The sequence below is a fragment of the Hymenobacter sp. 15J16-1T3B genome, from assembly GCF_020711235.1.
In the GTDB taxonomy this organism is placed as follows: Bacteria; Bacteroidota; Bacteroidia; order Cytophagales; family Hymenobacteraceae; genus Solirubrum.
In genome coordinates this window covers 43,733-64,422 of the sequence record NZ_JAJFAV010000004.1, presented here as the reverse complement: position 1 = coordinate 64,422, position 20,690 = coordinate 43,733, and the positions used below count along the sequence as shown (strand labels likewise).

The following is a 20,690-nucleotide window of genomic DNA, read 5'->3' as shown; positions in this document are numbered from 1 at the left end:
GTAAAAAAACGTTGCGGGGCAGTCCAACCGGCCTACCCCGCAACATACGACCACAGCCCAACAAATCCGGCACCTAGCTGCGCCGCGGCCGCAGGGCCAGGTAGTCGAGGTAGTAGAGGATTTTGACCGACAGCGAGTTGTTGTGCGGCGTGTTGATGGTGTTCGAGAGGTTATCGAAGTACAGCGGCGTGGCCTGGTTGGCTTCCAGGAAGTTGCTCCCGGCGTTTTTCCACACAATGCTTACCTGCGAACCAGGCGCAAACCACCAGGAGTACACCGCGTCCACGTTGAAGGCGTTGTAGGTATTGTCGCGGTTGCGGCGGTAGTCCACCAGCTCCTCGTCGCCGCCGGGCGTGAGGCGGGCAAAATCGCGGTAGTGCACATTGCTGGTGTAGTGGCGCGTGCGGATGGTCAGGGACATGCGGTTGGTAAACGTGTACGCCGCCTGCAGCACATTCGACACGGTCACCACGTCGCGGCGGCCCAGCACCACGTCGTTGAGGAAGGGCTGGTCGAGCGGCTCCGCGTCGCTCATGCCGCCGTTGACGTAGCCGATCTGGTTGTGCGAGTAGTTCCAGTCGAGGCTGTAGCGGAAGTTCAGGCGGTTGTTCACCCGGTAGCGCGGCGAAAAGCCCATGCCGTAGCCGGCGCGGCGCGGGCGCGGCAGGCGGCCGTCGGCCTGGTAGAGGCGCACGCCCGCGTTCAGGTCCAGGGCCAGCTTCTTGCGGTAGTCGGAAGAAATGAAGCCGCCCACGTTGGCGTTGGCCGGCACGCGCACCCAGTATTTGCCCAGCGGGTACTGCCGCGGCTCGTAGTAGTCGCGCGTCACGGGGTTGGCGTCGAAGTTCATGCCGGTGGTCAGAAACAGCTTGGTAAAGGTGGTGTTCCAGCCGCCGTACACGTTCAGGTTCTGGTACTGCGTGGGCTCGTAGAGCAGCGAGTGGGCCACGCCCCACCAGGAGTAAAAGTTGTTGACCTTCCAGAAGGGCTTGTACTTGTTGTAGCTCATGTACAGCTCCTGGGAGATGTTGTTGTTGCCGAACAGGATGCCCAAATCGTTCGGGTTGTAGGTGCCCGATTCGATGCCGTGCGAGAGGTTCCAGGTGAAGGCGCCGCTGATTTTGCCCACGCTCACCCGGTACTTGTAGCCGTCCCGGTCGTCAATCAGGTCCTCGGAGCCGAACACCGTGCCGCGCCGCCGCGAGTACACCACGCGCCCGTCGACGGCGTAGGAGTTCTTCTTGTTCGCGAAGCGGAACAGGCCGCCGGTCACGTTCGCGTCGTAGGTCTGTCCCCAGCGCGTCACGTTGGTGTTGATCAGTGAGACGTACGAGTTGTTTTTCAGCGACTGGTCGAGCACCACGATGTTGTAGTTCGAAAACGGCTGCGTGAGAACCTTGCGCCGCTCTCCGGAGGTGCTGTCCTGCAAGGTGGCGTACACGTCGCCCGAGAGGGCGTTGAACACGCCCACGCCCAGCCCGTTCTTGGTACGGCCCGAGACCTTGGTGGCGTTCAGCAGCTGCGTCACGCCCGGGTTCTGCACCACGTACTCGCCCGCAATGCGCCGCCCTTCGGCGTCGCGGTAGCCCTTGCGCAGCTGCCCGCTCACGTCGCCGAAGCCGATGGGCTGGGCGCCCACGCGGCGGGAGTAAAACAGGCCGCCTTTGTTGAACAGCTCAGTGCCTTCGGTGAAAAACTGCCGATTTTCGGCGAATTGCACTTCGAAGGGCGAGAGGTTCAGCACTTGGTTGTCGCTTTGCACCTGCCCGAAGTCCGGCACCAGCGTTGCGTCCAGGGTGAAGCTCTCGTTGATGCCCCACTTCACGTCGGCCCCGCCGTTGAACGAGGTCGAGGTGTTGCGCTTGCCCTGCTCGTCGAAGGGGTAGTGGTTCACGTAGCCCGACACGTAGGGCGTGAGCGAGAGGCGCAGCGGCGGCTTGATGTCGCGCACGCCCTCCAAGGTGCCCCACTGGTTCACGAAGCCGTCGACGGCGGGCTTTACCTCGTTCCAGAAGAAGTCCTGGTTGTCGCGCTTGCGGCGGCGCATCAGCTGCAGGCCCCAGTGCTGCTCGGGCTGGTTGGCGAAACGAATGGCCGAGTACGGAATCCGGATTTCGGCCACCCAGTCAGTGCCCTGCATGCTGGTGCGCGAGTCCCACACCGCGTTCCAGTTGAAATCCTCGCCGCCCGCGGGCGAGTAGCGCGCGTCCATCTGCACCCCGCCGGTGGTCACGAAAAAACCGTAGCCGTTGAGCTTGTCCTGGTAGGTATCGAAAAACACGCCGATGAAGTCGGAGTTGCCGAAGTTGTCGCGGGCCGCCAACTCGCGCATGATGGAATCCTGGCTCACGTCGTGCATCAGGGCCCCGATGTAGATGCTCACGTCGTCGTAGAGCACGCGCACTTCGGTTTTGTGCTTTTCCAGCGGGCCGGGATTGGGCCGGTTCTGGATGAAGTCGGTGGCAATGGATGCCTGTTGCCAGGCGGCTTCGTCGAGCACGCCGTCGAGCTTAATGCCGCCGGTGATGCGCACGGCCTGCAGGTGCTTTTTGGGGGCCGGCGTGGCGGAGCCAGTGCCGTCTTTGGGCGTTTGAGCACTGGCCTGCCAGCTCAACAGCAGACTCAGCAGCAGAAAAAGAAGGGCGCGGGGTAACATTTGGAATACGGCGGGAGAAAGGAGTGCGCGATAGATGAAGCCGCCCACCTAATCGTTGCTTGGCGGCTCCGGAATTTGTTTTGTGCTGCAGCCGGCCCGGAAATGTGCTACCCGGCCAGACGCACTGCGGGCCGGCAAGGAACAATTCCCGGCCGGCCCGCGGTGGTATAGAGCAGCTGGCGTGTTGGCCGGCTGCAGACGCTGAAAATGGGGTTAGTCGGCGTTGATGGTGATGTTCATGTTTACTTTCTCGCCCTTGGCACCACCCATCAGCTTGCGGTATTTGGCGGCCGTGTCAGCCGACTGCTTTTTGCCATTCACCACCATTTCCGAGCCGTTGAGGCGGAACTGGTAGCTGCGGTCGGTGGCCCCGATCAGCCCGTCCTGGCGCAGCTGGTCGGTCAGGTTCACGCCGTTGACGGTGGTGGTGCGGGGCGCCAGCGGGGCGCGCGGCGCCCGAGGGGCCCGCGGAGCTACGGGGGGCACCGGCGGCACGGCGCGCCAGGTGCGGGGCGCGGCCGGCGCGGCTCCCGGCGCGGCGGGGGGCGCCGGGGGCAGCGGGGGCTCAGGGGCCACCCAATAGTTATCCGAGCTGAAGTTGCCGGATATCATGTGGGTGATGTTGTTGCCGTTGTGGGTCATCGTGATTTTCCCCGCTTCGCCGATGGTGCGTCCCGTACCGTCTTCGTACAGCTTGCGGTACTTGGCAGCCACCGCGTCGGACTGCTTCTGGCCGTCCACCGTCAGCTCGCGGGCGGTCATGGTCAGCTGGAAGGCGTTACGGTCCTTGACGACGCCGTCCTTCACCATCGCGTCGATCATGGCCTCTTCGGCGGCGCGGATGCGGGCGTCGCGCTCGGCCCGCACCCGGTCGCGCTCGGCGCGGGCCCGGTCGCGTTCGGCGCGCAGCTCGTCGCGCTGGCGGTTAATCTCGTCGCGGCGGGCGTTTTCAACGTCGCGCTGGGCTTCTTCCCGGTCGCGTTGGGCTTCGCGCATGGCTTCGGCGTGCTCGCGCTGGGCCTCGGCGTGTTCACGGGTCCGCTCGCGCAGGTCGTTGCGCTGGTCGCGGATGTTGTCGAGGGCTTCCTCGATTTTCTCCCGCTCTTCCTCGCTCAGGTCGCGGTCGAGGCGGGCTTTGGCCAGCGACTTTTCGGCCGAGGCCAGGGCCTCGCGCTGCACCTGCATCCAGTCGTTACCGCCGTAGCTAAGGGTGTAGTTCTGGCTGTTGAGCTTTTCCAGCTGGCGCAGGTCCAGCTGCAGCTTTCTCATCTGCTGCTTAAACTCGGCGCTGTTGAATTTCTGGTCGAAGTTGTAGTTGAATTTGTAGTCGCCAGGCCCTACGTAGGTGTAAGTCTGCCCGTTCGCGGGCACGCGGATAACCTGGGTGCGGCTGCCTTTGTCCTTGTCTTTCTCCTTGCCGCCATCGGCCGAGGCGGCGTCGACGCGCTGGCCGTTCACGTACATATCGGTTACGCGGCCCTTCTTGTCCTTCTCGATGATAACCGTGCCCGGCTCGCCGCGGCGCCCGGCCCCGTCGACGACCACTACCTGGCTGCTGCCTTTGCGCTTGTGCTTGCGCTTGGGGTCGTCATCGTCGCTCGTCGTAGTCGTGGTGGTGGCAGTAGTCGTGGTTTGCACCACCTGCTCCGGCCGCGTCGATATTTCCCAGGCTTCGGGCACCTCGGCGCACACTTCTTCGGGTTTGATGACCTCGCGGATAAAGGGCCGCAGCACGGTGTTGCGCAGCAGGCGCGGGGCTTCGGCGAAGCGCGGGTTGGCTAGGGCGGCGGCGGCCGTAAACGAGAGCAGCAGCAGCCCCACCATCACCACGCAGGCCGCCATGAAGCCTTCGGTGAACGTAGGCGCGGTGCGGCCCTGCACCAGTCGGCGCACGCGGCCCAGCAACGAGCCCCGCGGGCCGGTAGCGGCCATGCTCAGGCGCGGTGCCACGGCGCGTTCCAAGCCCAGCTCGGCCAGCGCGGCCAGGGCGCGGGCCAGCACCAGCGGGTCGCCGCAGAGCGAGGCCGCCACGTCATCGCAGCAGTTTTCGCGCTCCGAGCGCAGCGTGGCGGTCAGGAACCACACGGCCGGGTGGTAAAACAGCAGGATTTCGGCCACCGACTGCAGCAGGTTGATGAGGTAGTCGCGGCGCACCACGTGGGCCAGCTCGTGGGCCAGAATGGCTTCCAGCTGGGCCGGCGCGAGGCCGGCCACGGCGCCCATCGGAAGCAGAATCAGCGGTTTGAGGTGGCCCACCACCACTGGTACGCGCACCAAGGACGACTCCAGCAGCTGCACGGGCTTATCGAGGCCGGCGCGCTCGGCGAGGTTGTTTAGGCGCGTCTGCCAGAGCATGCCCAGCGGCCGGGTACCGTAGTGGCGCAGGCGCTGCACGTAGGCCAGCCCGCCGAGCAGGCGTAGCGTCATCGTGAGCAGGCCCAGCAGCCAGACGGTAACGAGCAGCGGCAGATTGTGCTCCACGTAGCGCAGCACGGTCTTGGTGCTCAGCGGCCCTTCGGGTGTCACCGCAGCGTCGCTGGCAACTGCGGACACCTCAGCGGCGGCGGGCAGCACCGTGGGCGCGGCCGCGGCGGCTACCGGGCTCGTCGGCAGGGCGGTGGAGTAATAGCGCACGAAGGTGACCAGCGCCAGCAGCAGCACTAGCCCGAGGGCCGCAGCCGTGACGCGGTAGCGCACCTGCGCCGAGTGCCGACGCAAGACCAGCATCAGCCCGCCCAGGGCCAGGGCCACCACGGCCCCCTGCCACAACGAGTGCAGAATGGTGTAGCCGACGGCGCGCACCAGCGCGGGCGTCAACAGGGTTTCAAGCCAGTTCATCGGGGGTGTCGGTTGCGGATGGGGTAGCGTGCGGGTCGATGTTGTCGAGCAGGTCCCGGATCTGGTCCAGCTCCTCGCGGGTGGTGCGGCGGTTGCCCAGCGCCTGCTGCACCAGCTTTAGGGCCGAGCCGCCGAAGGCCGCTTCCAGCAGCCGGTCGATGAGCTGCCCCTGGGTTTCCTGCTCGCGCAGGGCCGGGCGGTACACGTGGGTGCGGCTCGAGTCGTCGCGCGTCACGATGCCCTTCTCGTGCATCAGCTGCAGCAGCTTCAGGGTGGTGGTGTAGCCCACGTCGCGGCGCTTGCTCAGCTCGTCGTTGACGAGGCGCACCGTGCTCGGGCCGTGCTGCCAGAGCACCTGCAGAATTTCCAGCTCCGATTCCGTCGGGCGCGGTATGTTTTTCTTCGTCATCGGGGTAAGCAAGCCGTTACGAATGGCTTCGTAGCAAATATGTACGAAACACATCGTAGAAAGCAAGCTTTTGCTACGAAATATTTCGTTAATACCGTTCCAACGGACGCATTAGACATAGAAAAAGCTGCATATCCATGCAGCTTTTTCGTTGATTCACAATGCCTAACCAGGCCCAACCCGGCCGCACAAGCGTTTTTAACGGCCTACAGCGCCGGCTGGGGCCGCTTGCGCTTGAGCGTGACGCGGGCGCGCTGGCAGATGCCGCCCACCGGCGGGTTGAACTTCGACACGCTGACCTCGGCCCAACGTACGTGCCCGAACTCGTGCATGACGCGGTCGATGATGCGGTGCGCGAGGTGCTCCAGGAGCCGGGCCGGGGCCTGCATTTCCTCGGCCACCACGCGGTAGAGCACTTCGTAGTTTACCGTCTCGGACAGGTGGTCGGTGCTGCCGGCGCGGTAGAGGTTGGTGCGCACGCGCAGGTCCACGCCGTACTTGTTGCCAATTTTCTGCTCCTCGTCGTAGTAGCCGTGAAACGCGAAGAATTCCAGGCCTTCCAGTGCAATCTGACCCATGCGGAGAAATGGTGAGGTGGTACAACCGAGAGCGGAGCCGCCTGCCTAGGGCCGGTTCGTAAGCAGCCACTCCCGGCCGGTAAAGGAACGCAAAAAAGCCCGCCCCGGAGGGCAGGCTTGAGGTGGGCAGCACCCGCGGATGCTTTGTCAGTTGCGGCGTTAGATTTCGTCGAAGAACGACTTCTCGGTTTCGGCGGCTACGGCCGGCGCGGCGGCAAAGCCGGGGTGCGGCGAGGGTTGCGGGGCAATTTCGGGCGAAGGCGGCCCCACCGGCTGAATGTCCGGCTGGGTGGGCTCGATGCGCGGCTCCACGGGATTGGGCACGGTGGCCGGCTCGGGCTGGTGAATGCGGCCGGGCTCGGCCACGCCCGGGTTTTCATACGGCTCGCGCGGACTGATTTCGGGGTGCGAGGGGGCACCGGGCTGGGGCTGCTTGCCGGGCTGCGGGCCGTTGGGCTCGAAGCCGATGGAGCGGGGTGCATCGGCGCCGAAGCCGCCGCCCGCGACGGGCGCGGTAGCGGGAATAGCAGCGGCGGAAGAAGCGGAAGGAGCGGGCACGTACATGGCGGGTTCGGTTGCAGGCGAGGCGGGTTCCTCACGGGTTACCTTTACGCTGGCCGCCCGAGAAAGGATAGCGCCTACCGCCGTGCGCTGCCGCTGCTGCGCCTTGGAGGCTTTTTCCTGCACGGCCCCGGCCAGCTGCTGCAAGTCGCGCACCAAGCCGTCGTACACGTTTTCGAGGCGCTGGTGGTCCTGGCCCAGGCCCTGCACCTCGCGCTGCATATCGGCCACGGTTTTTTCGGCCTGGCGGTAGGCGTCTTCCACCACGGTGCGGGCCTTCTGCCGGGCTTCGGCCAGCAGGCGCTCCGCTTCCATCTGGGCCTCGCGCAGCTTCAGCTCGGCACTTTTCTGGGCTTGGTCGACGATGCTGGTGCTCGTGTCCTCGGCGGTTTTGAGGGTGCGGTAGAGCGACGTTTCCACCTCGCGCATGCGCTGCACGTCCTGCTGGGCCTGGTCGAGCTGCCGGCGCAACTCGCGGTTTTCGTCGGTCATCCGCTCCCACTGCTGCGAGAGCGTGAGCAGAAATCCATCTACTTCGTCCTTGTCGACGCCGCGGAAGGCGCGTTCAAAGGTTTTCTGCCGGATATCGAGGGCGGTTATTTTCATGATCTAGGAATTGCGTATTGAGTGCCCGGTAGGGCGCGTGGCGGAAAGCAGTGCGGGCCGCCGTTGGGGCTAACTCACCGACTCTCACTTCGCTGCCCGCCCCCAACTACTCCGTACTGACTTGCCACACGGCCAGGCTTCGGTCGTCGCTACACGAAACTAGCCGATTCTGCCGCCCCGACCAAAACAGGCGGTTCACCGAGGTGCCGTGCCCCGCGTGCCGCGCCCGGTCGACCACCCGCAGCAGCCGGCCCGAGGCGGCATCCCAGAGCTTAATGCTCTTGTCCATGCTGCCGGTGGCCAGCAGGCGGCCGTCGGGGCTGAAGCAGAGGTGATTGACGGCGTACATATGGGCCACCACCGTCAGCGCTTCGGCGTAGCCCTGGTCGGCGGCGTAGGCACGCAGGTGAGCGTCGCGGCCGGCGGCGTAGAGGCGTTGGCCGTCGGGGCTGTAGGCGCAGGTAAACACGGAATTGGTGGCGTCCGTGAGCGTGTGCTTGGTTTCCAGCGAATCGGCGTCGAGCACGCGCAGGCGGTGGTCGGAGCTGCCCACGGCCAGCTCGCCGCGGCCCTCGTGCAGGCTCAGGCAGCGCAGGCTTTTGTCGGCCACGCGCACGAGTCGTTCGAGGCCAAAATCACTGGTGCGCAGCACGGCCAGCGTGCCGTCGCCGAGGGCCACGTACAGGCGCTGCCGCGGCGCGGAATAGGCGAAGTCGAAAATGGCCAGCGGCGGCAGCGCGGTGGCGTGGCGCAGGGATTTGTCGCGCAGATCGATGACCTGCACGCCCTGGTAATTGTGGCCGATGATGAGCTGCTGCTGCGCCGCCTCGTAGTGCAGGGTGTACACCGAATTTTCGACGCGGGCTACCAGTTGCCCATCCTGCTCGGGCGCGTCCACGTTCCAAGCCACCACCAGCCCGTCGGCGCCGGCGGAGTAGAAAACGGGGTCGGCGGCGTGGCCGCTCAGGGCGTACACGCAGTCGCGGTGCCCGGTAAGAGCAGCCAGCTTGTGTACTTGCGGGCGAGGCGCTGCGGTCATGGAAGCTCGGGGGAACGGCCGGGCCACCCCGGCCAACGGCAGCGCGAAAGTACGGCCGGCGGGCGGCCCAACCGGCCGTTGCCGCGAAATTCGCTTCCTTCGGCTTTCCGCTAGCTTCCGTTGTCGTGCCGCTGCACAGCATTACCTCCCTGCCCGCCGCCACCCCTACCCTGCTGGGCATCTGGCACCTGACCGAGCCCGCCGAGGCGCTGCTCACCCAGCTGCCTGCGCCCGCCGACTACGCCGCGCTGCTGCCCGCCGGCCGCGACCCGCAGCGCCCGCGGCAGTGGCTGGCCGGCCGGGCCCTGGCCCACACCCTGCTGCGCGAGTTGACCGACGCGCCGGCCCAGATTCGCAACGATGCGGCCACGGGCCAGCCGTTCGTCGCCGGGCAGCCCGATTTCGGCGTGTCGCTTTCCCATTCCGGCGAGTGGGCGGCGGCGCTGCTGACGGCACGCGGGCGCGTTGGCATAGATGTTGAACTAGTACGGCCCAAAGCCCGGCAGCTCGCCCGCAAATTTTTGTCGGATCAGGAGTTGACCGATGCTGGTCTGGATGATGTAAAACACAGCCTTTACTGGAGCGCCAAGGAAACGCTCTACAAGCTCTACAGCCGCCGCCGTCTGCTCTTCAAGGAGCACATTCAGCTGGAGCCCTTCGCGTTGGACACCACCGGCACGCTCACCGGCCACCTGCTCCCGCCCGACGAAGCTCCTTCGCGCCACCGGCTCGGCTACGAGCAGCTTTCCGCGGGCTGCGTGCTCACCTGGACTTTTTCCCCCGATCTTTCCCGCTGATTTTCAGCTTCTCATATGTCTTTTCGCCGTCTTTCTCTGCTGGCCGCCGCGCTGCTGCTCACCGCTACCGTGGTCGTCACCTCGGCCCGCGCCCAGACCGCCGTTATTTCCGACTTCACCCTGAAGCGCGCCGACAACTCGGCCCTCACGCTCAGCTCCCTCAGCGGCCGCAAGGCCGTGGTGGTGGTGTTTTCCAACGCCGCCTGCCCTTTTTCCCGCCTCTACCAAGGCCGCCTCACCGAGCTGACCAGCGCCTACGCCGGCCGCGGCGTGGAATTCTTGTTCGTGACGGCGCCCATTAACCTGGAGCAAACCGCCGAAACCCTCGACACCGACAAGCTGAAGGTGAAGACCAGCGGTGCCGACGTAGCCTACCTCACCGACGAAGGCCTGAAAACCGTTGCCCTGCTCGGCGTCACCAAAACACCGGAAGTCGTGGTGCTGCAGCCCGGCAGCGGCGGCTTCACCGTGCGCTACCGCGGCGCCATCGACGACAACCCGCAGATGGAGGCTTACGCCAAGGACCACTACCTGAAAAACGCCCTCGACGCGGTGCTGGCCGGCCAAGCGGCCGCAGTGTCGGAGAAACGCGCCTCGGGCTGCTTGATTAAGAAGAACTAGGCGGCTTCTCCGCTTCGTACCCGCTGCGGGCAGCCCGCTCGAAGTTGCCCGGCAGTTGCCGGCGAAGCGAGGTGCGTGGCGTCCCTGTTTGCGAAACTCTTCCACGTGTTTCGCCAGCAGGGACGCCTCATTTTTACACCGTTGAGCTAGCCGTGTGGCTTCGAAAAGTTCCGTTGCGGGTTTCTCCCGCTCTACTATCGTTACTGTATGCGTGCTTATTGGGGGTGGGCTTTGCTACTGGCTGTGGTGCTGGAGTTCTTGTTGCTCACCTTTTGGCGTAACTGCGCGGGACCGTACCTCTCGCCGGTGCTGTTCTACCTCGCTTCGTGGCTGGTGGCCTTGTTCGCCACCCGTAGTTACCAGCAAACCGGTTGGTACGGCGCGGCTTCAACGCGAACCACGCGCCGGTTCCTGCTGGTGGTGCCGCTGCTAGCCTTGGGAGCGTTCATTCCCCGGCTGGCGCGTGTTTTCGCTCGTAGCCCGCTCGTCGTTAGTGCGTCGGATGTTATTCCGTCCATCAACATCTACGTCGAGCGGCTCCTGCACGGTCAACCCGTCTACAGCTACTTCACCGAGCTGGGCTACACGCTGTACCCGACTTACCTACCCGCCCTCTGGCTTCCGTTCGTCGTGCCCGAGGTGCTGGGCTTCGATTACCGCTGGCTGGCGGCGGGCGTGCTGGCCGTAGCCCTGCTGGTTTTCTACTGCTGGCCCGTTGTGAAGCAGCCTAGCCGGTGGGCGGAGTTACTACTCAAACTCGTTCTGCCCTTCGTGATGCTGCAGGGCGTACTGAAAATGGATGTGGGCTTGTTTGGCTATTCGGTGGAAAGCTTGATCATAGGATATTACCTATGCTTGGCGGCCAGCCTGTACCGCCGTAGTTCTTGGCAACGAGCCGCACCGTTGGTGCTTTGCCTTCTATCCCGTTTTTCCCTGGTGCTGTGGGTGCCGCTGTGGCTGGCCCTGATCTGGCAACAGGAAGGCCGCACCTCGGCCCTTCGGCTATCGGCCGGCGTAGCGCTTGGCGTGCTGCTGCTGTATGTGCTGCCGTTCCTGAGCCACGACTGGCAAGCCTTGGCGCTAGGCCAACAAACCTACCTCCGAGCCGCCCAAAGCGACTGGCAACAGCTCCTACCCGGCACCCAGCAGCCATGGCCGCTCTACCAGGGCCTGGGCTTCGCAGCGTATTTCTATCAGTATGCGCCGGGCACGCTGCTCCACCGCATCGAGCTAATTCGGTTGGTGCAGGCGGGTAGTTGCCTGCTGGTAGTGTTGGCAGCGGCCGTCTACTGGTTTCGTTACCGCCCGGCGCTGGACTACCGCCTTTTCGCGCTGGTGGTGCTGAAGGTTTACCTGGCCACATTTTACGCCTTCGTGCAGGTGCCTTACAGCTACTTGGTGACGCTAGTCATTTTTATGTCGCTGCCGCTGCTGGCACTGGCCAAGCTCATGCCGGCCGCTCTGGCCACGGCCGATGTAGCGCCTCCCCCGGCAGCGCCAAAACGCCGGCGCATTCGGCTTACTCCTCGTCCGGTTCGCCTTCTTCGCTAGAGGTAGCGGCCGGGGTTTCTTCACCCGTCAGGATGGCGAGCAGGCGGCTCACTTCGGCGGCTTTCTCGGGCTCCTGCATCTTCTCGAAGCTCACGGCGAGGTTGCGCAGGGCGCGACGCACAATGTCGAGGTGCGAGCAGGGCTCAAAGAAGATGTCGTTGGCCGGCAGGTTTAGCTGGGCCACGTAGTGCTCGATGTCGGTGCGGGTGAGGATGAGGCCGCGGTTGTAGCAGTTGATGTAAAACGGCTGGCTCAGCGCCTCGTCGGGCCGGTAGGTGAGAATGAAGAGGTTGGGCAGGTTCACGCCATACACCGGCAGCTTCAGGCGCTGGGCCACCAGCAGGTAAATCACGCAGAGTGTGAGCGGGTTGCCGCGGCGCGTTTCGAGCACCAGGTGCAGCATGGAGTTGGCCGGGGCGTGAAAGTTCTGGGTGTTGGCCGCGAAGCGGTGCACCTTGAAGAGCACGTGGTTCAGGGCCCGCACCTGGTCGATGGCCCCCATATCGGGCGACATCAGCGTCCACGCCTCGTAGCGCAACTGCTCGATGGCGCGGTTCAGGGCCTGCAGGTCGGCGTCGGGGTACTGGTAGCTGTTGATGAGCCACATACCCTCCAGCAGGTTTTCGCCGCCCGAGTCGCGCCACACGCGCAGGCGCTCCTGCAGCCCGCTGAACTGCAAGTTGTGAATCAGCTCCTCCAGGCGCTGCTGCTGCGCCGGGTCGAGGCTTTCCTCCCAGGCTTCTTCCAGGAAGGGAATCACACTTTCGCCCAGCTCGTGGATACGCTCCTCGATTTGCGGCCGGATTTCGGCGTCGTCGAGCAGCGAGATGAGGGCTTTCAGTTCTTTGTTGGTCATGGAGCGCGTAAACAGGGCCGCCGCCGGGCAGCAACTCCGGGGCGGTAAAGCACAAATAAAAGCATCCGGCGCGGTTTGGCCTCAGCCGGCGAAAGGGTTTTAACAGTATTGCCGGACGCGAATGTTCATTGCGCGCTGCGAATTTGCCCTGGCCGCGCAGCGCGCAACGAATCAAGGGAGACAGAAGGTCTAGAACTTGCTGCTCTCGGGCATCAGCACCCAGCAACACAGCCCCGTAGCCCACTGCGCGGGCATACGTAGCGGCGCTAATGGGCGCCGATGCAGGCCTTGGCTACCCCGGCTTCCGGTCCCCGTTGCCGAGCAACAGGTCGGCCCGCCCCGATTACCAACTACCGCAATAAATTCGTTTTGGCCAGTTCCAGCAGCTCGTCCCCGCGGCCGTTCATGATGGCTTTGAGCGCGTAGAGGCTGAACCCCTTCACTTGCTCGGCCGCAATGGTGGGTGGCATCGACAGTTCGCTACGCTTGACCACCACGTCGAGCAGGGCCGGGCCGGGGTGGCTCAAGAAGCCGTCGAGGGCCGAGGGCAGTTGGCCGGGGTCCGTCACGCGGATGCCGTGCAGGCCGGCGGCCTCGGCCAAGGCGGCGAAGTTGGGGTTGTCCAGCTCGGTGCCGTACTGCAGGTAGCCGGCGGCTTTCATTTCCAGCTCCACAAAGGCCAAGCTGGCGTTGTTGTACACCACAATTTTCACTGGCAGCCGCAACTGGCGCAAAGTCAGCAACTCGCCCAGCAGCATGGCCAGCCCCCCGTCGCCGCAGAGGGCCACGACCTGCTGGCCGGGCCGGGTGAGCTGGGCACCGATGGCCTGGGACAGGGCATTGGCCATGCTGCCGTGGTTGAAGGAGCCGATGAGGCGGCGCTGCCCGTTCATGCGCAGGTAGCGGGCGGCCCACACGGTGGGCGTGCCCACGTCGCAGGTGAAAATGGCGTCGGGCGCGGCTTGCTCGTCGAGCAGGCGGGTGAGGTACTGCGGGTGCAGGCTGGTGTCGCCGGGCTCCCCGGTGGCCAACTCGTCGAGGTTCTGGCGGGACTGGCGGTAGTTGTCGAGAGCTTTTTCCAGGTGGCGGCGGTCGGTTTTCGGCGTCAGCTGAGGCAAGAGCAGGCGCAGGGTTTCGGCCACGTCGCCCACCAGGCCCACTTCCACCCGGGTGCGCCGGCCGATGTGCTCGGGCCGGATGTCGACCTGCACCGCGCGCACGTCTTGGGGCAGAAACTGCGCGTAGGGAAAGTCGGTGCCGAGCAGGAGCAGCGCGTCGCAGCTCATCAGGGCCTCGTAGCCGGAATGAAAGCCGAGCAGACCCGAAAGGCCCACGTCGTAGGGGTTGTTGGGCTCCACGTACTCCTTGCCGCGCAGGGCGTGCACCACGGGCGCGCCGAGCTTTTCGGCCGCCTGCAGCAGCTCGGCGTGGGCCTCGGCGCAGCCCGCCCCGGCCATGATGGTGACGCTGGCGGCCGAATTGAGCAGGGCGGCGGCTTCCTGCAGGTCTTTATCGGCGGGGCGAAGCACGGCGCGGCGGCCGAGCACGGGCAGGCGCGGCGCGGGCGCGTCGGGCACCTTCTCGTGGCTCACGTCGCCGGGCACGACGAGCACGGCCACCCCGCGTTGGCCCAGCGCGTGCTGCACAGCTGCCTCGGTCATGCGCACGGCCTGGGTGGGCTGGCTCAGCAGCTCGCAGTAGCTGCTGCACTCCTTGAAGGTGGTTTCGGGGTGCGTTTCCTGAAAGTAGCCGGTGCCGATTTCGGGGCTGGGAATTTGGGCGGCAATGGCCAGCACGGGCACGCGGCTGCGGTGGCAGTCGTAGAGGCCGTTGATGAGGTGGGTGTTGCCGGGGCCGCAGGAGCCGGCGCACACGGCCAGCGTGCCCGTCAGGTGGGCTTCGGCGCCGGCCGCAAAGGCGCCGGCCTCTTCGTTGCGCACGTGAATCCACTCGATGCCCTCGCGGGCGCGAATGACGTCGGTAATGCCGTTGAGCGAGTCGCCCACCACGCCGTAGACGCGCGTGACGCCGGCCGCCATGAGGGTATCGACAATGATTTCGGAGACGGTTTTGGCCATAGCTTCGATGGGTTGCGGAGCTAGGCTATACGGGCTAGTTAGCCCGACAGGCGAAACGGATCCTGCAGGTACGGCTAGTCCTGCGCCACCGGCTCGGGTAGCAACCGGCGCAACAGCCGGGCGCGGCCCTGGGGGCTCACGCCAATTTCCGCCGTTTCGCAGATATCAGAATCCGGCACGCAGAGGGAAGCCACAAAAACCGCTTCCTGGCCGCGCTTTTCCTGGAACCCGATCAGGTGCCAGCGGCGGTCGACTGCCGGGTAGCCAAACAGCTCCTTGCCGAGCGTCACCTCAAATACCGGCCGGCCGTTTTGCTCGCCCCGAAGCTTGGTTTGCTCGTTGTGCGCCCCTTGCAGCAAGGGGCCGTGGTCGTCCCACACCGTATCCACGACGGCGCTGTCGTTGAGACTGTACGATGCCCAGCGCAGGCGGTAGCCATCGGCCAGCAGGGTGTCTTCGCGCTGAATTGCCGTGTCTACCGGCCAGTATTCGGTGCGCAACGCAGGGCGGGGCAGTGCTACGGCGGGCTGCCGGGACGTTTCGGAGTCCGACGGCACCGAGCAGGCGCTCAGCAGTAATAGCGTAGCGGTTGCAATAGCCATGCTCTTCATTGGCTCGATAATTAGTTAACTGCCCTCATCAGCGCAGCAGCCCGCGTCGGTACACGTCTTCCACCCGTTCGCGCAGCGCCGCAATCAGCTGCGGCTCCATGTACAGGTAGTCGTCGGGAAGGTATAGGCGCACGATGCGCTTCTGGCGGTAGGCGTCCGGGAAGTGCCGGCGAATGTGCTGGCGGTGGTGTTTTTCCATCACCACCACGGCGTCGGCCCAGGCCAGCAACGCGGGCGTGAGCACCTGCCGGGCCAGCTCGGAGGTGCCGGCCGACTCCACCTCAAAGCGCGGGTCGGCGCGGTAGATTTCGTGGGCCGTGGCGCTGCGCATTTGGTTGACAGTGCACACGAATAGAAGCTTCAACTTAGACTCGGCCATAACCCTGCGCCGTTGCGCCCGGCTCTTGCGGAGCCGGACCAAGCTGCCATAGAGCAATAACTAGCTAATTCTCGGTAAAAATCACCTAGGCATACGCCATCTGGGGCCACAGCAGCCACGAAAGCCGCTATTTCTGCGCGGCGGCCTGCTGCGAGGATTCGCGGATGACCAGCTCGGGCTGCAGCACCACGCGGCGCGGCGCAAACTGGTGGGGCTGCTCGGCTACCATGTCGAGGAGCAGGCGCACGGCGGTGCGGCCCATTTCCTCGCAGCGCTGGTCGACGGTGGTCAAGTGCGGCTCGGTGAGCAAGGTGAACAGCTCGTTGCTGAAGCCGGCCAGCGCCACGTCCTGCGGAATGCGGCGGCCGGCGGCGCGCAGCACCGGCATGGCCCCGGCCACGGCCAGGTCGTTGGCGGCAAACACGGCGTCCAGGTCGGGGCGGCGTTGCAGCAGCGTTTCCATGGCCTGCCGTCCTTCCGGCAGGGTCAGGTCGCAGAAGTGCACCAGCGAAGCGTCGAGGGGCAGGTCATGGGCCCGCAGGGCGTCGCAGTAGGCGCGGTAGCGGTTGCGGCAGATGTTCAGGTGCTGGGGCCCGCCGATGTGGGCAATGCGCCGGCAGCCTTGGCCGAGCAAATGCTCCACGGCTTGGTACGCGCCCTGGTAATCGTCCAGCACCACGGCGCTGACCTGCGGCAACTCCGGTACCCGGTCGAAGAACACCAGCGGCAGGTCGCGGCGGCGCACTTCCTCGAAGTGCTGCACGTCCTTGGTGGTCAGCGACAACGACACCAGAATACCCTCCACCTGGGCCGTAAGCAGCGTGTCGAGGTTTTTCTTTTCGTGCCCCGCGTTTTCGTTCGACTGGCACACCATCACGTTGAAACCCGCTTGCGTGGCCCCGTGCTCGATGCCCTTGAGCACCCGGGCAAAAAAGTCGCCGTCGATGTGGGGCACGATGACGCCCAAGGTGTTGCTGCGGCCCTTGCGCAGGGCGGCGGCCAGGTGGTTGGGCTGGTAATTCAGCTCCTGGGCCAGCTGCCGCACCCGCTGCCGGGTTTCTTCGCTAATACGCCCTTGCCCGCTAAGCGCCCGCGAAATAGTAGAAGGCGAGAGGTTCAGCTTGGAAGCCAGCTCAGCAATGGAAGCGCGAGAGAGATTCAAGGTACTGAAAGCAAGGTGGCGGCAATACGCGGCGGGGTGGGCCGGGCGGCACTACTAAAAACGAAAAACCGCAGCATTCGGTGCCGGGCAGCGGCGCAGCAAACGAGCATGGTAGAACACCAAAGCTACTAGGAGCCGCAGAAATTGCGGAATCGATTGCTCGGAAAATACGACAACAAGCCCGCTCAGGCAACCCTTCTCGGCCGTTGGCCTGACCGTCAACTATTTGTAGCTCCGGTTAGCTGACCTGTGCATAACCAAGACCTGTCTATAAAATGTTTTGATTTTCAACTGTTTACAAACACAAATAAGAATACCAATCTTATATAACAAGCCACATGAGGAAAGTGCTGGCAAAATTTTTCATGCGCAATCGTTTGCGCATGAAAACAGATCTTAATACTTTCGAAGCGTCAGTGAAAACAATCCCCCGTCGTCCGCAGCCTTAATTGTCTCAATGGGTCGTCAACGCCACTCCCTGCAACTCACCCGCAAGCAGCGGGCTTACTTGGAAGATTTCGTCAGCTCCGAAACCATTTCGCGGCAGCAGCGCAACCGCGCGCAAGTGCTGCAGCACTGGTTGCTGGACATGCCGGCGCAGGAATCGGGCGAGCTGCTGAACCTGAGCATCGACCGCGTGTACAGCATGCGTCGGGCATTCAGCCAGCAGGGTTTTCAGGACTACCTGCACGCCGTGCCCCGCTGCGGCGCCCCCACCAAGCTCACGCCCAAGCTGGAGTCGCTGCTGCGTCGCCTTATGCGCGGCCCCGCCCCGGCCAACCACCGGCGCTGGACGCTGCCGCTGCTGGCCCAGCGCGTAGTAGAAATGGGCTACACGGAGCGCATCTGCACCATCACCGTGCAGAAAGCCCTCAAGCAAATGAGCGCCTCCACCCTGCCCCGCGAATCGGCTCTGACGACCACCGACGGCGCGCTGCAGCTGATGCAGGCCTCCTAAGCCCACCCCGCACAACAAGCCTTTGCCAGCGCTGACGCCCCGCGTCAGCGCTGTTTTTTTGTTCCTGGCGCCTTCGGCCGGCAAGGCGCTCCGGCGACCAAAGCTTGGCAGCCTTATTTCTGGCAGTCAGAAGCTAACTCCCTAGTCAGCTTGGGCGGCGCTTCCGCTGCCCGGGGCGCTGCGGGGGCGGGCCAACCGCTAGGGCGGCAAGTAGCCCCGGCGGCAACCTGCCGGGCCCGCAGCGGTATAGCAAGCATTGCCTGTTCCTTTTTCCGACCTTTCTGCCGGCTTTGTGGCCGCCCGTTTTCGTCATGGCATCATTCGACCTCGCTCAGCAACCGCACCGACGCTTCAACCCGCTTACCGGCGAGTGGCTGCTCGTGTCGCCGCACCGGGCGCTGCGCCCCTGGCAGGGCCAGCAGGAAGCCCCCGACCGCTCCCAGCGCCCCGCGTACGACGCGACGTGCTACCTCTGCCCCGGTAACACCCGCGCCGGCGGCATCGTGAACCCGCCCTACACCGGTACCTTCGTGTTCGACAACGACTTTGCCGCCCTCACGCCCGACGCGCCCCGCGGCTCGGTGGAGTTGGGCGGCCTCTTGCGGGCCGAAGCCGAATCGGGCGTGGGCCGGGTTATTTGCTTTTCGCCCCGGCACGATTTGACCCTGCCGGAGATGAGCACGCCCGACATTCGCCGGGTGGTAGACGTGTGGGCCGAGCAATTTGCCGAGCTCGGGGCGCGCGAGGACATCAACTACGTGCAGATTTTTGAGAACAAGGGCCAGGTCATGGGCTGCTCCAACCCGCATCCGCACGGCCAGATCTGGGCCCAACGCACCATGCCCGGCGACCCGGCCAAGGAAACCGTGCAGCAACTGGCGTATTACCAGGAGCACGGCCGCACCTTGCTCGCCGATTACCTCGCCATTGAGCTGCAGCAGCAAACGCGCGTGGTCATCGACAACGCGCACTGGGTAGCGCTGGTGCCGTTTTGGGCGGCCTGGCCCTTCGAGACGCTGGTGGTGCCGCGCCGCGCGGTGCAGGACGTGACCCAGCTCACCGACGAGGAACGGGACGCGCTGGCCGACATCATCCGCCGCCTGACCATTCGCTACGACAACCTTTTCCAGACGTCCTTCCCCTACTCGGCCGGCCTGCACCAGCGACCCACCGACGGCGAGGCGCACCCCGAGTGGCACCTGCACATGCACTTCTTCCCCCCGCTGCTGCGCTCGGCCACCGTGCGCAAGTTCATGGTCGGCTACGAAATGCTGGCCAATCCGCAGCGCGACATCACGCCCGAGTACGCCGCGCAGCGCCTGCGCGAGTTGTCGGAAGTGCACTATAAGCAGGCCCCAGAGCCCGCCGCTAGCTAACCTCAGGCAACAAAGCCCCGCAACGAGCCATTGCGGGGCTTTGTTGGTTATGCCCCAGTCGTGCACCGGGCGGGCAGCAGCCACCCGATAGCCCTTAGCGCGTTTTGAAGCGCACGGTGTAGGCCTCGCGCAGCGGAAAGCCATCCTGCGACACAAAGCCGCGCGGGCTCACCACGAACTCGTACTCATGGTTGGGCTGCAGCTCGACCTGCAGGGTGAAGCGCTGCCCGTCGGGCGAGAAACCCAGCGGTTTTTTGAGCGGAAAGAACTCCTTGCCCCGGGCCGTCGGCTCGAAAGCCATGCCCGTGGGGCTCATGGCACGGTCGAAACGCAGCACCAGTTCGGTCAGCGCCGCGTCGACGGTGGTGGCGCCGTTGGCGAAGGGCAGCACCTGCAGCAGCACCGGCCGCCGGGCGTCGAGCGCCGTGAGCAGGGCAGCTTTGTCCCAGCCCTCGGGGTAGTAGCCGGACATGGTCAGAAACGCGTCGACGGCCGCGGCGTCGGTGTAGTCCAGCTCGATGATGTCTTTGACGGCTTGGCGCTTGTTTTTGGCCCGCTGGTAATAAGCCTTGTGAATGGCGTAGCCCATGTAGTAGCCCAGGTCGGCGACGGTGGCGGCCTTGGTGCCGTTGTAGAGCCAGCGGCGCGTATCGGCCCCGAACATTTCCTGCTTGAAGGCCGTGCGCAGCTCGGGTTCGTGCGCCCGGCCGTACGTGCTGTAGGCGCTCTGCTCGGGCTGGCCGGTGGCCAGTTCGGCCACGAAGTCGCAGGCGCCCTCGCGCAGCGCCTCTGCCAGCAGCGTGGCGCCTTCGCTGCGCTGCTGGGTATGCACGTACTCGTGCACGTTCAGGGCCACCACGTTGTCGAGCCGCTGCTGGGCAAACACCGTCGCCAGCCATTTGCCCGGCAGTTCCGACACGTCGGTCTGGGCCGTGCCCGTGGCTATTTCCGTCCCGATCAGCACCAGGTTGCCGTCTACGGTGCCGCCGGAGCGCATGCCCCCGACGGTGAAGTACATCTTGCCGTCCCGCAGTTCGGGGTAGAGACGGCGCAAGCGCTGCACGCTGCGCTCAATCTCGGCCGTTTTCGTTTTTACCGAGAGGGTGTTGGGCCGCACCGAGTCCCAGAACTTGGGGTACTGGTTGATCTGCCTGACCCATTCTTCGGCCGAGTAACCGCGGGCTTTCATGAAGGCGCGCAGCCCCTCGCTGCCCTTGGCCACGTAGAGCCGGTTCATGGCGGCCACCTGGCGGGCGGGCTCGGCCGTGCTCCGCACGCTGTCGTAGGCCTGCCAAAACCGGTCGACGTCGTCGGTAAACACGGTTTGCGGAGCAGGGCGCTGGGCCGCGGCGGGCAAGGCGCCGGCGACCAGCAGCCCGCCCAGCGTGAGTTGTTTCAGGCGCATCATGTACGGCTAATTATGCGGGCTACTAACGAGAACGACCGGAGCGAAAATAGTGCTTTATCCGTTCCCAGGAGCCGGTAGCGGGCCTTGTGAGGCCTCCCATAATGGTAACGCACCGGACACATTCCGCTCACATTGCCGCCCGAGCTTTGCCGGCGAGTAAGGTGCCGCGCTTTGGGTGGGTGGTACTGTGCTAGAAGGGAAACGCC

17 protein-coding genes are annotated in these 20,690 nt (G+C 64.9%); 5 read left to right on the top strand and 12 right to left on the bottom strand.

Annotated features, from left to right (window positions below):
• Positions 1–73 precede the first annotated feature (73 nt).
• The 6 genes from LJ737_RS08325 to LJ737_RS08300 form a co-directional block, all read right to left on the bottom strand.
• Positions 74–2,656, bottom strand: coding sequence for a DUF5916 domain-containing protein (locus LJ737_RS08325; RefSeq protein WP_227764583.1), 2,583 nt, complete (start codon positions 2,654–2,656; stop codon positions 74–76).
• A gap of 213 nt (positions 2,657–2,869) precedes the next feature.
• Positions 2,870–5,494 (bottom strand): M56 family metallopeptidase, encoded by a 2,625-nt coding sequence (locus LJ737_RS08320; RefSeq protein ID WP_227764581.1) that lies wholly within the window; start codon positions 5,492–5,494, stop codon positions 2,870–2,872.
• On the bottom strand, positions 5,481–5,903 hold the full coding sequence (locus LJ737_RS08315; protein ID WP_227764578.1) for a BlaI/MecI/CopY family transcriptional regulator: 423 nt from the start codon (positions 5,901–5,903) through the stop codon (positions 5,481–5,483). The genes LJ737_RS08320 and LJ737_RS08315 overlap by 14 nt, the downstream gene beginning before the upstream one ends.
• Before the next feature lie 206 nt (positions 5,904–6,109).
• Positions 6,110–6,481, bottom strand: a complete 372-nt coding sequence (gene folB, locus LJ737_RS08310; RefSeq protein WP_227764576.1) for a dihydroneopterin aldolase — start codon at positions 6,479–6,481, stop codon at positions 6,110–6,112.
• Between the two features lie 159 nt (positions 6,482–6,640).
• Positions 6,641–7,648 carry a DivIVA domain-containing protein gene (locus tag LJ737_RS08305; protein WP_227764575.1) on the bottom strand — a complete coding sequence of 336 codons (1,008 nt, stop codon included), beginning with the start codon at positions 7,646–7,648 and terminating at the stop codon, positions 6,641–6,643.
• A gap of 106 nt (positions 7,649–7,754) precedes the next feature.
• Complete coding sequence (locus tag LJ737_RS08300; protein WP_227764573.1) at positions 7,755–8,687, bottom strand: WD40 repeat domain-containing protein; 933 nt, start codon at positions 8,685–8,687, stop codon at positions 7,755–7,757.
• Between the two features lie 125 nt (positions 8,688–8,812).
• On the opposite strand from LJ737_RS08300, the gene LJ737_RS08295 reads away from it, so the two are divergent.
• From LJ737_RS08295 to LJ737_RS08285, 3 genes are all read left to right on the top strand, one after another.
• Complete coding sequence (locus LJ737_RS08295) at positions 8,813–9,484, top strand: 4'-phosphopantetheinyl transferase family protein (protein WP_227764571.1); 672 nt, start codon at positions 8,813–8,815, stop codon at positions 9,482–9,484.
• 15 nt (positions 9,485–9,499) lie between these two features.
• The gene (locus LJ737_RS08290) at positions 9,500–10,105 is read left to right on the top strand and encodes a redoxin domain-containing protein (protein ID WP_227764569.1); all 606 of its coding nucleotides are present in this window, start codon (positions 9,500–9,502) and stop codon (positions 10,103–10,105) included.
• A gap of 207 nt (positions 10,106–10,312) precedes the next feature.
• Positions 10,313–11,656 carry a hypothetical protein gene (locus LJ737_RS08285; protein ID WP_227764568.1) on the top strand — a complete coding sequence of 448 codons (1,344 nt, stop codon included), beginning with the start codon at positions 10,313–10,315 and terminating at the stop codon, positions 11,654–11,656.
• On the opposite strand, the gene LJ737_RS08280 is transcribed toward LJ737_RS08285, so the two are convergent.
• From LJ737_RS08280 to LJ737_RS08260, 5 genes are all read right to left on the bottom strand, one after another.
• Positions 11,625–12,512: a transglutaminase-like domain-containing protein gene (locus LJ737_RS08280; RefSeq protein ID WP_227764566.1), complete on the bottom strand. Its 888-nt coding sequence runs from the start codon at positions 12,510–12,512 to the stop codon at positions 11,625–11,627. The genes LJ737_RS08285 and LJ737_RS08280 overlap by 32 nt on opposite strands.
• Before the next feature lie 350 nt (positions 12,513–12,862).
• Entirely contained in the window at positions 12,863–14,590 is a 1,728-nt protein-coding gene (gene poxB, locus LJ737_RS08275) for a ubiquinone-dependent pyruvate dehydrogenase (protein WP_227764563.1), read from the bottom strand.
• 74 nt (positions 14,591–14,664) lie between these two features.
• Positions 14,665–15,192 carry a hypothetical protein gene (locus LJ737_RS08270; RefSeq protein WP_227764562.1) on the bottom strand — a complete coding sequence of 176 codons (528 nt, stop codon included), beginning with the start codon at positions 15,190–15,192 and terminating at the stop codon, positions 14,665–14,667.
• Positions 15,193–15,229: 37 nt separating this feature from the next.
• Positions 15,230–15,565 carry a low molecular weight protein tyrosine phosphatase family protein gene (locus LJ737_RS08265; RefSeq protein WP_227764560.1) on the bottom strand — a complete coding sequence of 112 codons (336 nt, stop codon included), beginning with the start codon at positions 15,563–15,565 and terminating at the stop codon, positions 15,230–15,232.
• Between the two features lie 142 nt (positions 15,566–15,707).
• Positions 15,708–16,742 (bottom strand): LacI family DNA-binding transcriptional regulator, encoded by a 1,035-nt coding sequence (locus LJ737_RS08260; RefSeq protein ID WP_227764559.1) that lies wholly within the window; start codon positions 16,740–16,742, stop codon positions 15,708–15,710.
• A 457-nt stretch (positions 16,743–17,199) separates the two neighbouring features.
• Between LJ737_RS08260 and LJ737_RS08255 the strand changes: the two genes are divergently transcribed.
• Together LJ737_RS08255 and LJ737_RS08250 are read left to right on the top strand one after the other, a co-directional pair.
• Complete coding sequence (locus LJ737_RS08255) at positions 17,200–17,700, top strand: helix-turn-helix domain-containing protein (RefSeq protein ID WP_227764557.1); 501 nt, start codon at positions 17,200–17,202, stop codon at positions 17,698–17,700.
• 311 nt (positions 17,701–18,011) lie between these two features.
• The gene (locus LJ737_RS08250; RefSeq protein ID WP_227764555.1) at positions 18,012–19,076 is read left to right on the top strand and encodes a UDP-glucose--hexose-1-phosphate uridylyltransferase; all 1,065 of its coding nucleotides are present in this window, start codon (positions 18,012–18,014) and stop codon (positions 19,074–19,076) included.
• A gap of 94 nt (positions 19,077–19,170) precedes the next feature.
• Here LJ737_RS08250 and LJ737_RS08245 read toward each other — a convergent pair whose 3' ends face one another.
• Positions 19,171–20,484, bottom strand: coding sequence for a DUF2268 domain-containing putative Zn-dependent protease (locus LJ737_RS08245; protein WP_227764553.1), 1,314 nt, complete (start codon positions 20,482–20,484; stop codon positions 19,171–19,173).
• Between the last annotated feature and the right edge of the window lie 206 nt (positions 20,485–20,690).

Excerpts from the sequence above, each read along its gene's own strand:
- LJ737_RS08245 (WP_227764553.1), bottom strand. The coding sequence starts at position 20,484 with ATGATGCGCCTGAAACAACTCACGCTGGGCGGGCTGCTGGTCGCCGGC.
- LJ737_RS08320 (WP_227764581.1), bottom strand. The coding sequence starts at position 5,494 with ATGAACTGGCTTGAAACCCTGTTGACGCCCGCGCTGGTGCGCGCCGTC.
- LJ737_RS08250 (WP_227764555.1), top strand. The coding sequence starts at position 18,012 with ATGGCATCATTCGACCTCGCTCAGCAACCGCACCGACGCTTCAACCCG.
- LJ737_RS08270 (WP_227764562.1), bottom strand. The coding sequence starts at position 15,192 with ATGGCTATTGCAACCGCTACGCTATTACTGCTGAGCGCCTGCTCGGTG.
- LJ737_RS08325 (WP_227764583.1), bottom strand. The coding sequence starts at position 2,656 with ATGTTACCCCGCGCCCTTCTTTTTCTGCTGCTGAGTCTGCTGTTGAGC.
- folB (WP_227764576.1), bottom strand. The coding sequence starts at position 6,481 with ATGGGTCAGATTGCACTGGAAGGCCTGGAATTCTTCGCGTTTCACGGC.
- LJ737_RS08305 (WP_227764575.1), bottom strand. The coding sequence starts at position 7,648 with ATGAAAATAACCGCCCTCGATATCCGGCAGAAAACCTTTGAACGCGCC.
- LJ737_RS08280 (WP_227764566.1), bottom strand. The coding sequence starts at position 12,512 with ATGACCAACAAAGAACTGAAAGCCCTCATCTCGCTGCTCGACGACGCC.
- LJ737_RS08285 (WP_227764568.1), top strand. The coding sequence starts at position 10,313 with ATGCGTGCTTATTGGGGGTGGGCTTTGCTACTGGCTGTGGTGCTGGAG.
- LJ737_RS08300 (WP_227764573.1), bottom strand. The coding sequence starts at position 8,687 with ATGACCGCAGCGCCTCGCCCGCAAGTACACAAGCTGGCTGCTCTTACC.
- LJ737_RS08290 (WP_227764569.1), top strand. The coding sequence starts at position 9,500 with ATGTCTTTTCGCCGTCTTTCTCTGCTGGCCGCCGCGCTGCTGCTCACC.
- LJ737_RS08315 (WP_227764578.1), bottom strand. The coding sequence starts at position 5,903 with ATGACGAAGAAAAACATACCGCGCCCGACGGAATCGGAGCTGGAAATT.
- poxB (WP_227764563.1), bottom strand. The coding sequence starts at position 14,590 with ATGGCCAAAACCGTCTCCGAAATCATTGTCGATACCCTCATGGCGGCC.
- LJ737_RS08255 (WP_227764557.1), top strand. The coding sequence starts at position 17,200 with ATGGGTCGTCAACGCCACTCCCTGCAACTCACCCGCAAGCAGCGGGCT.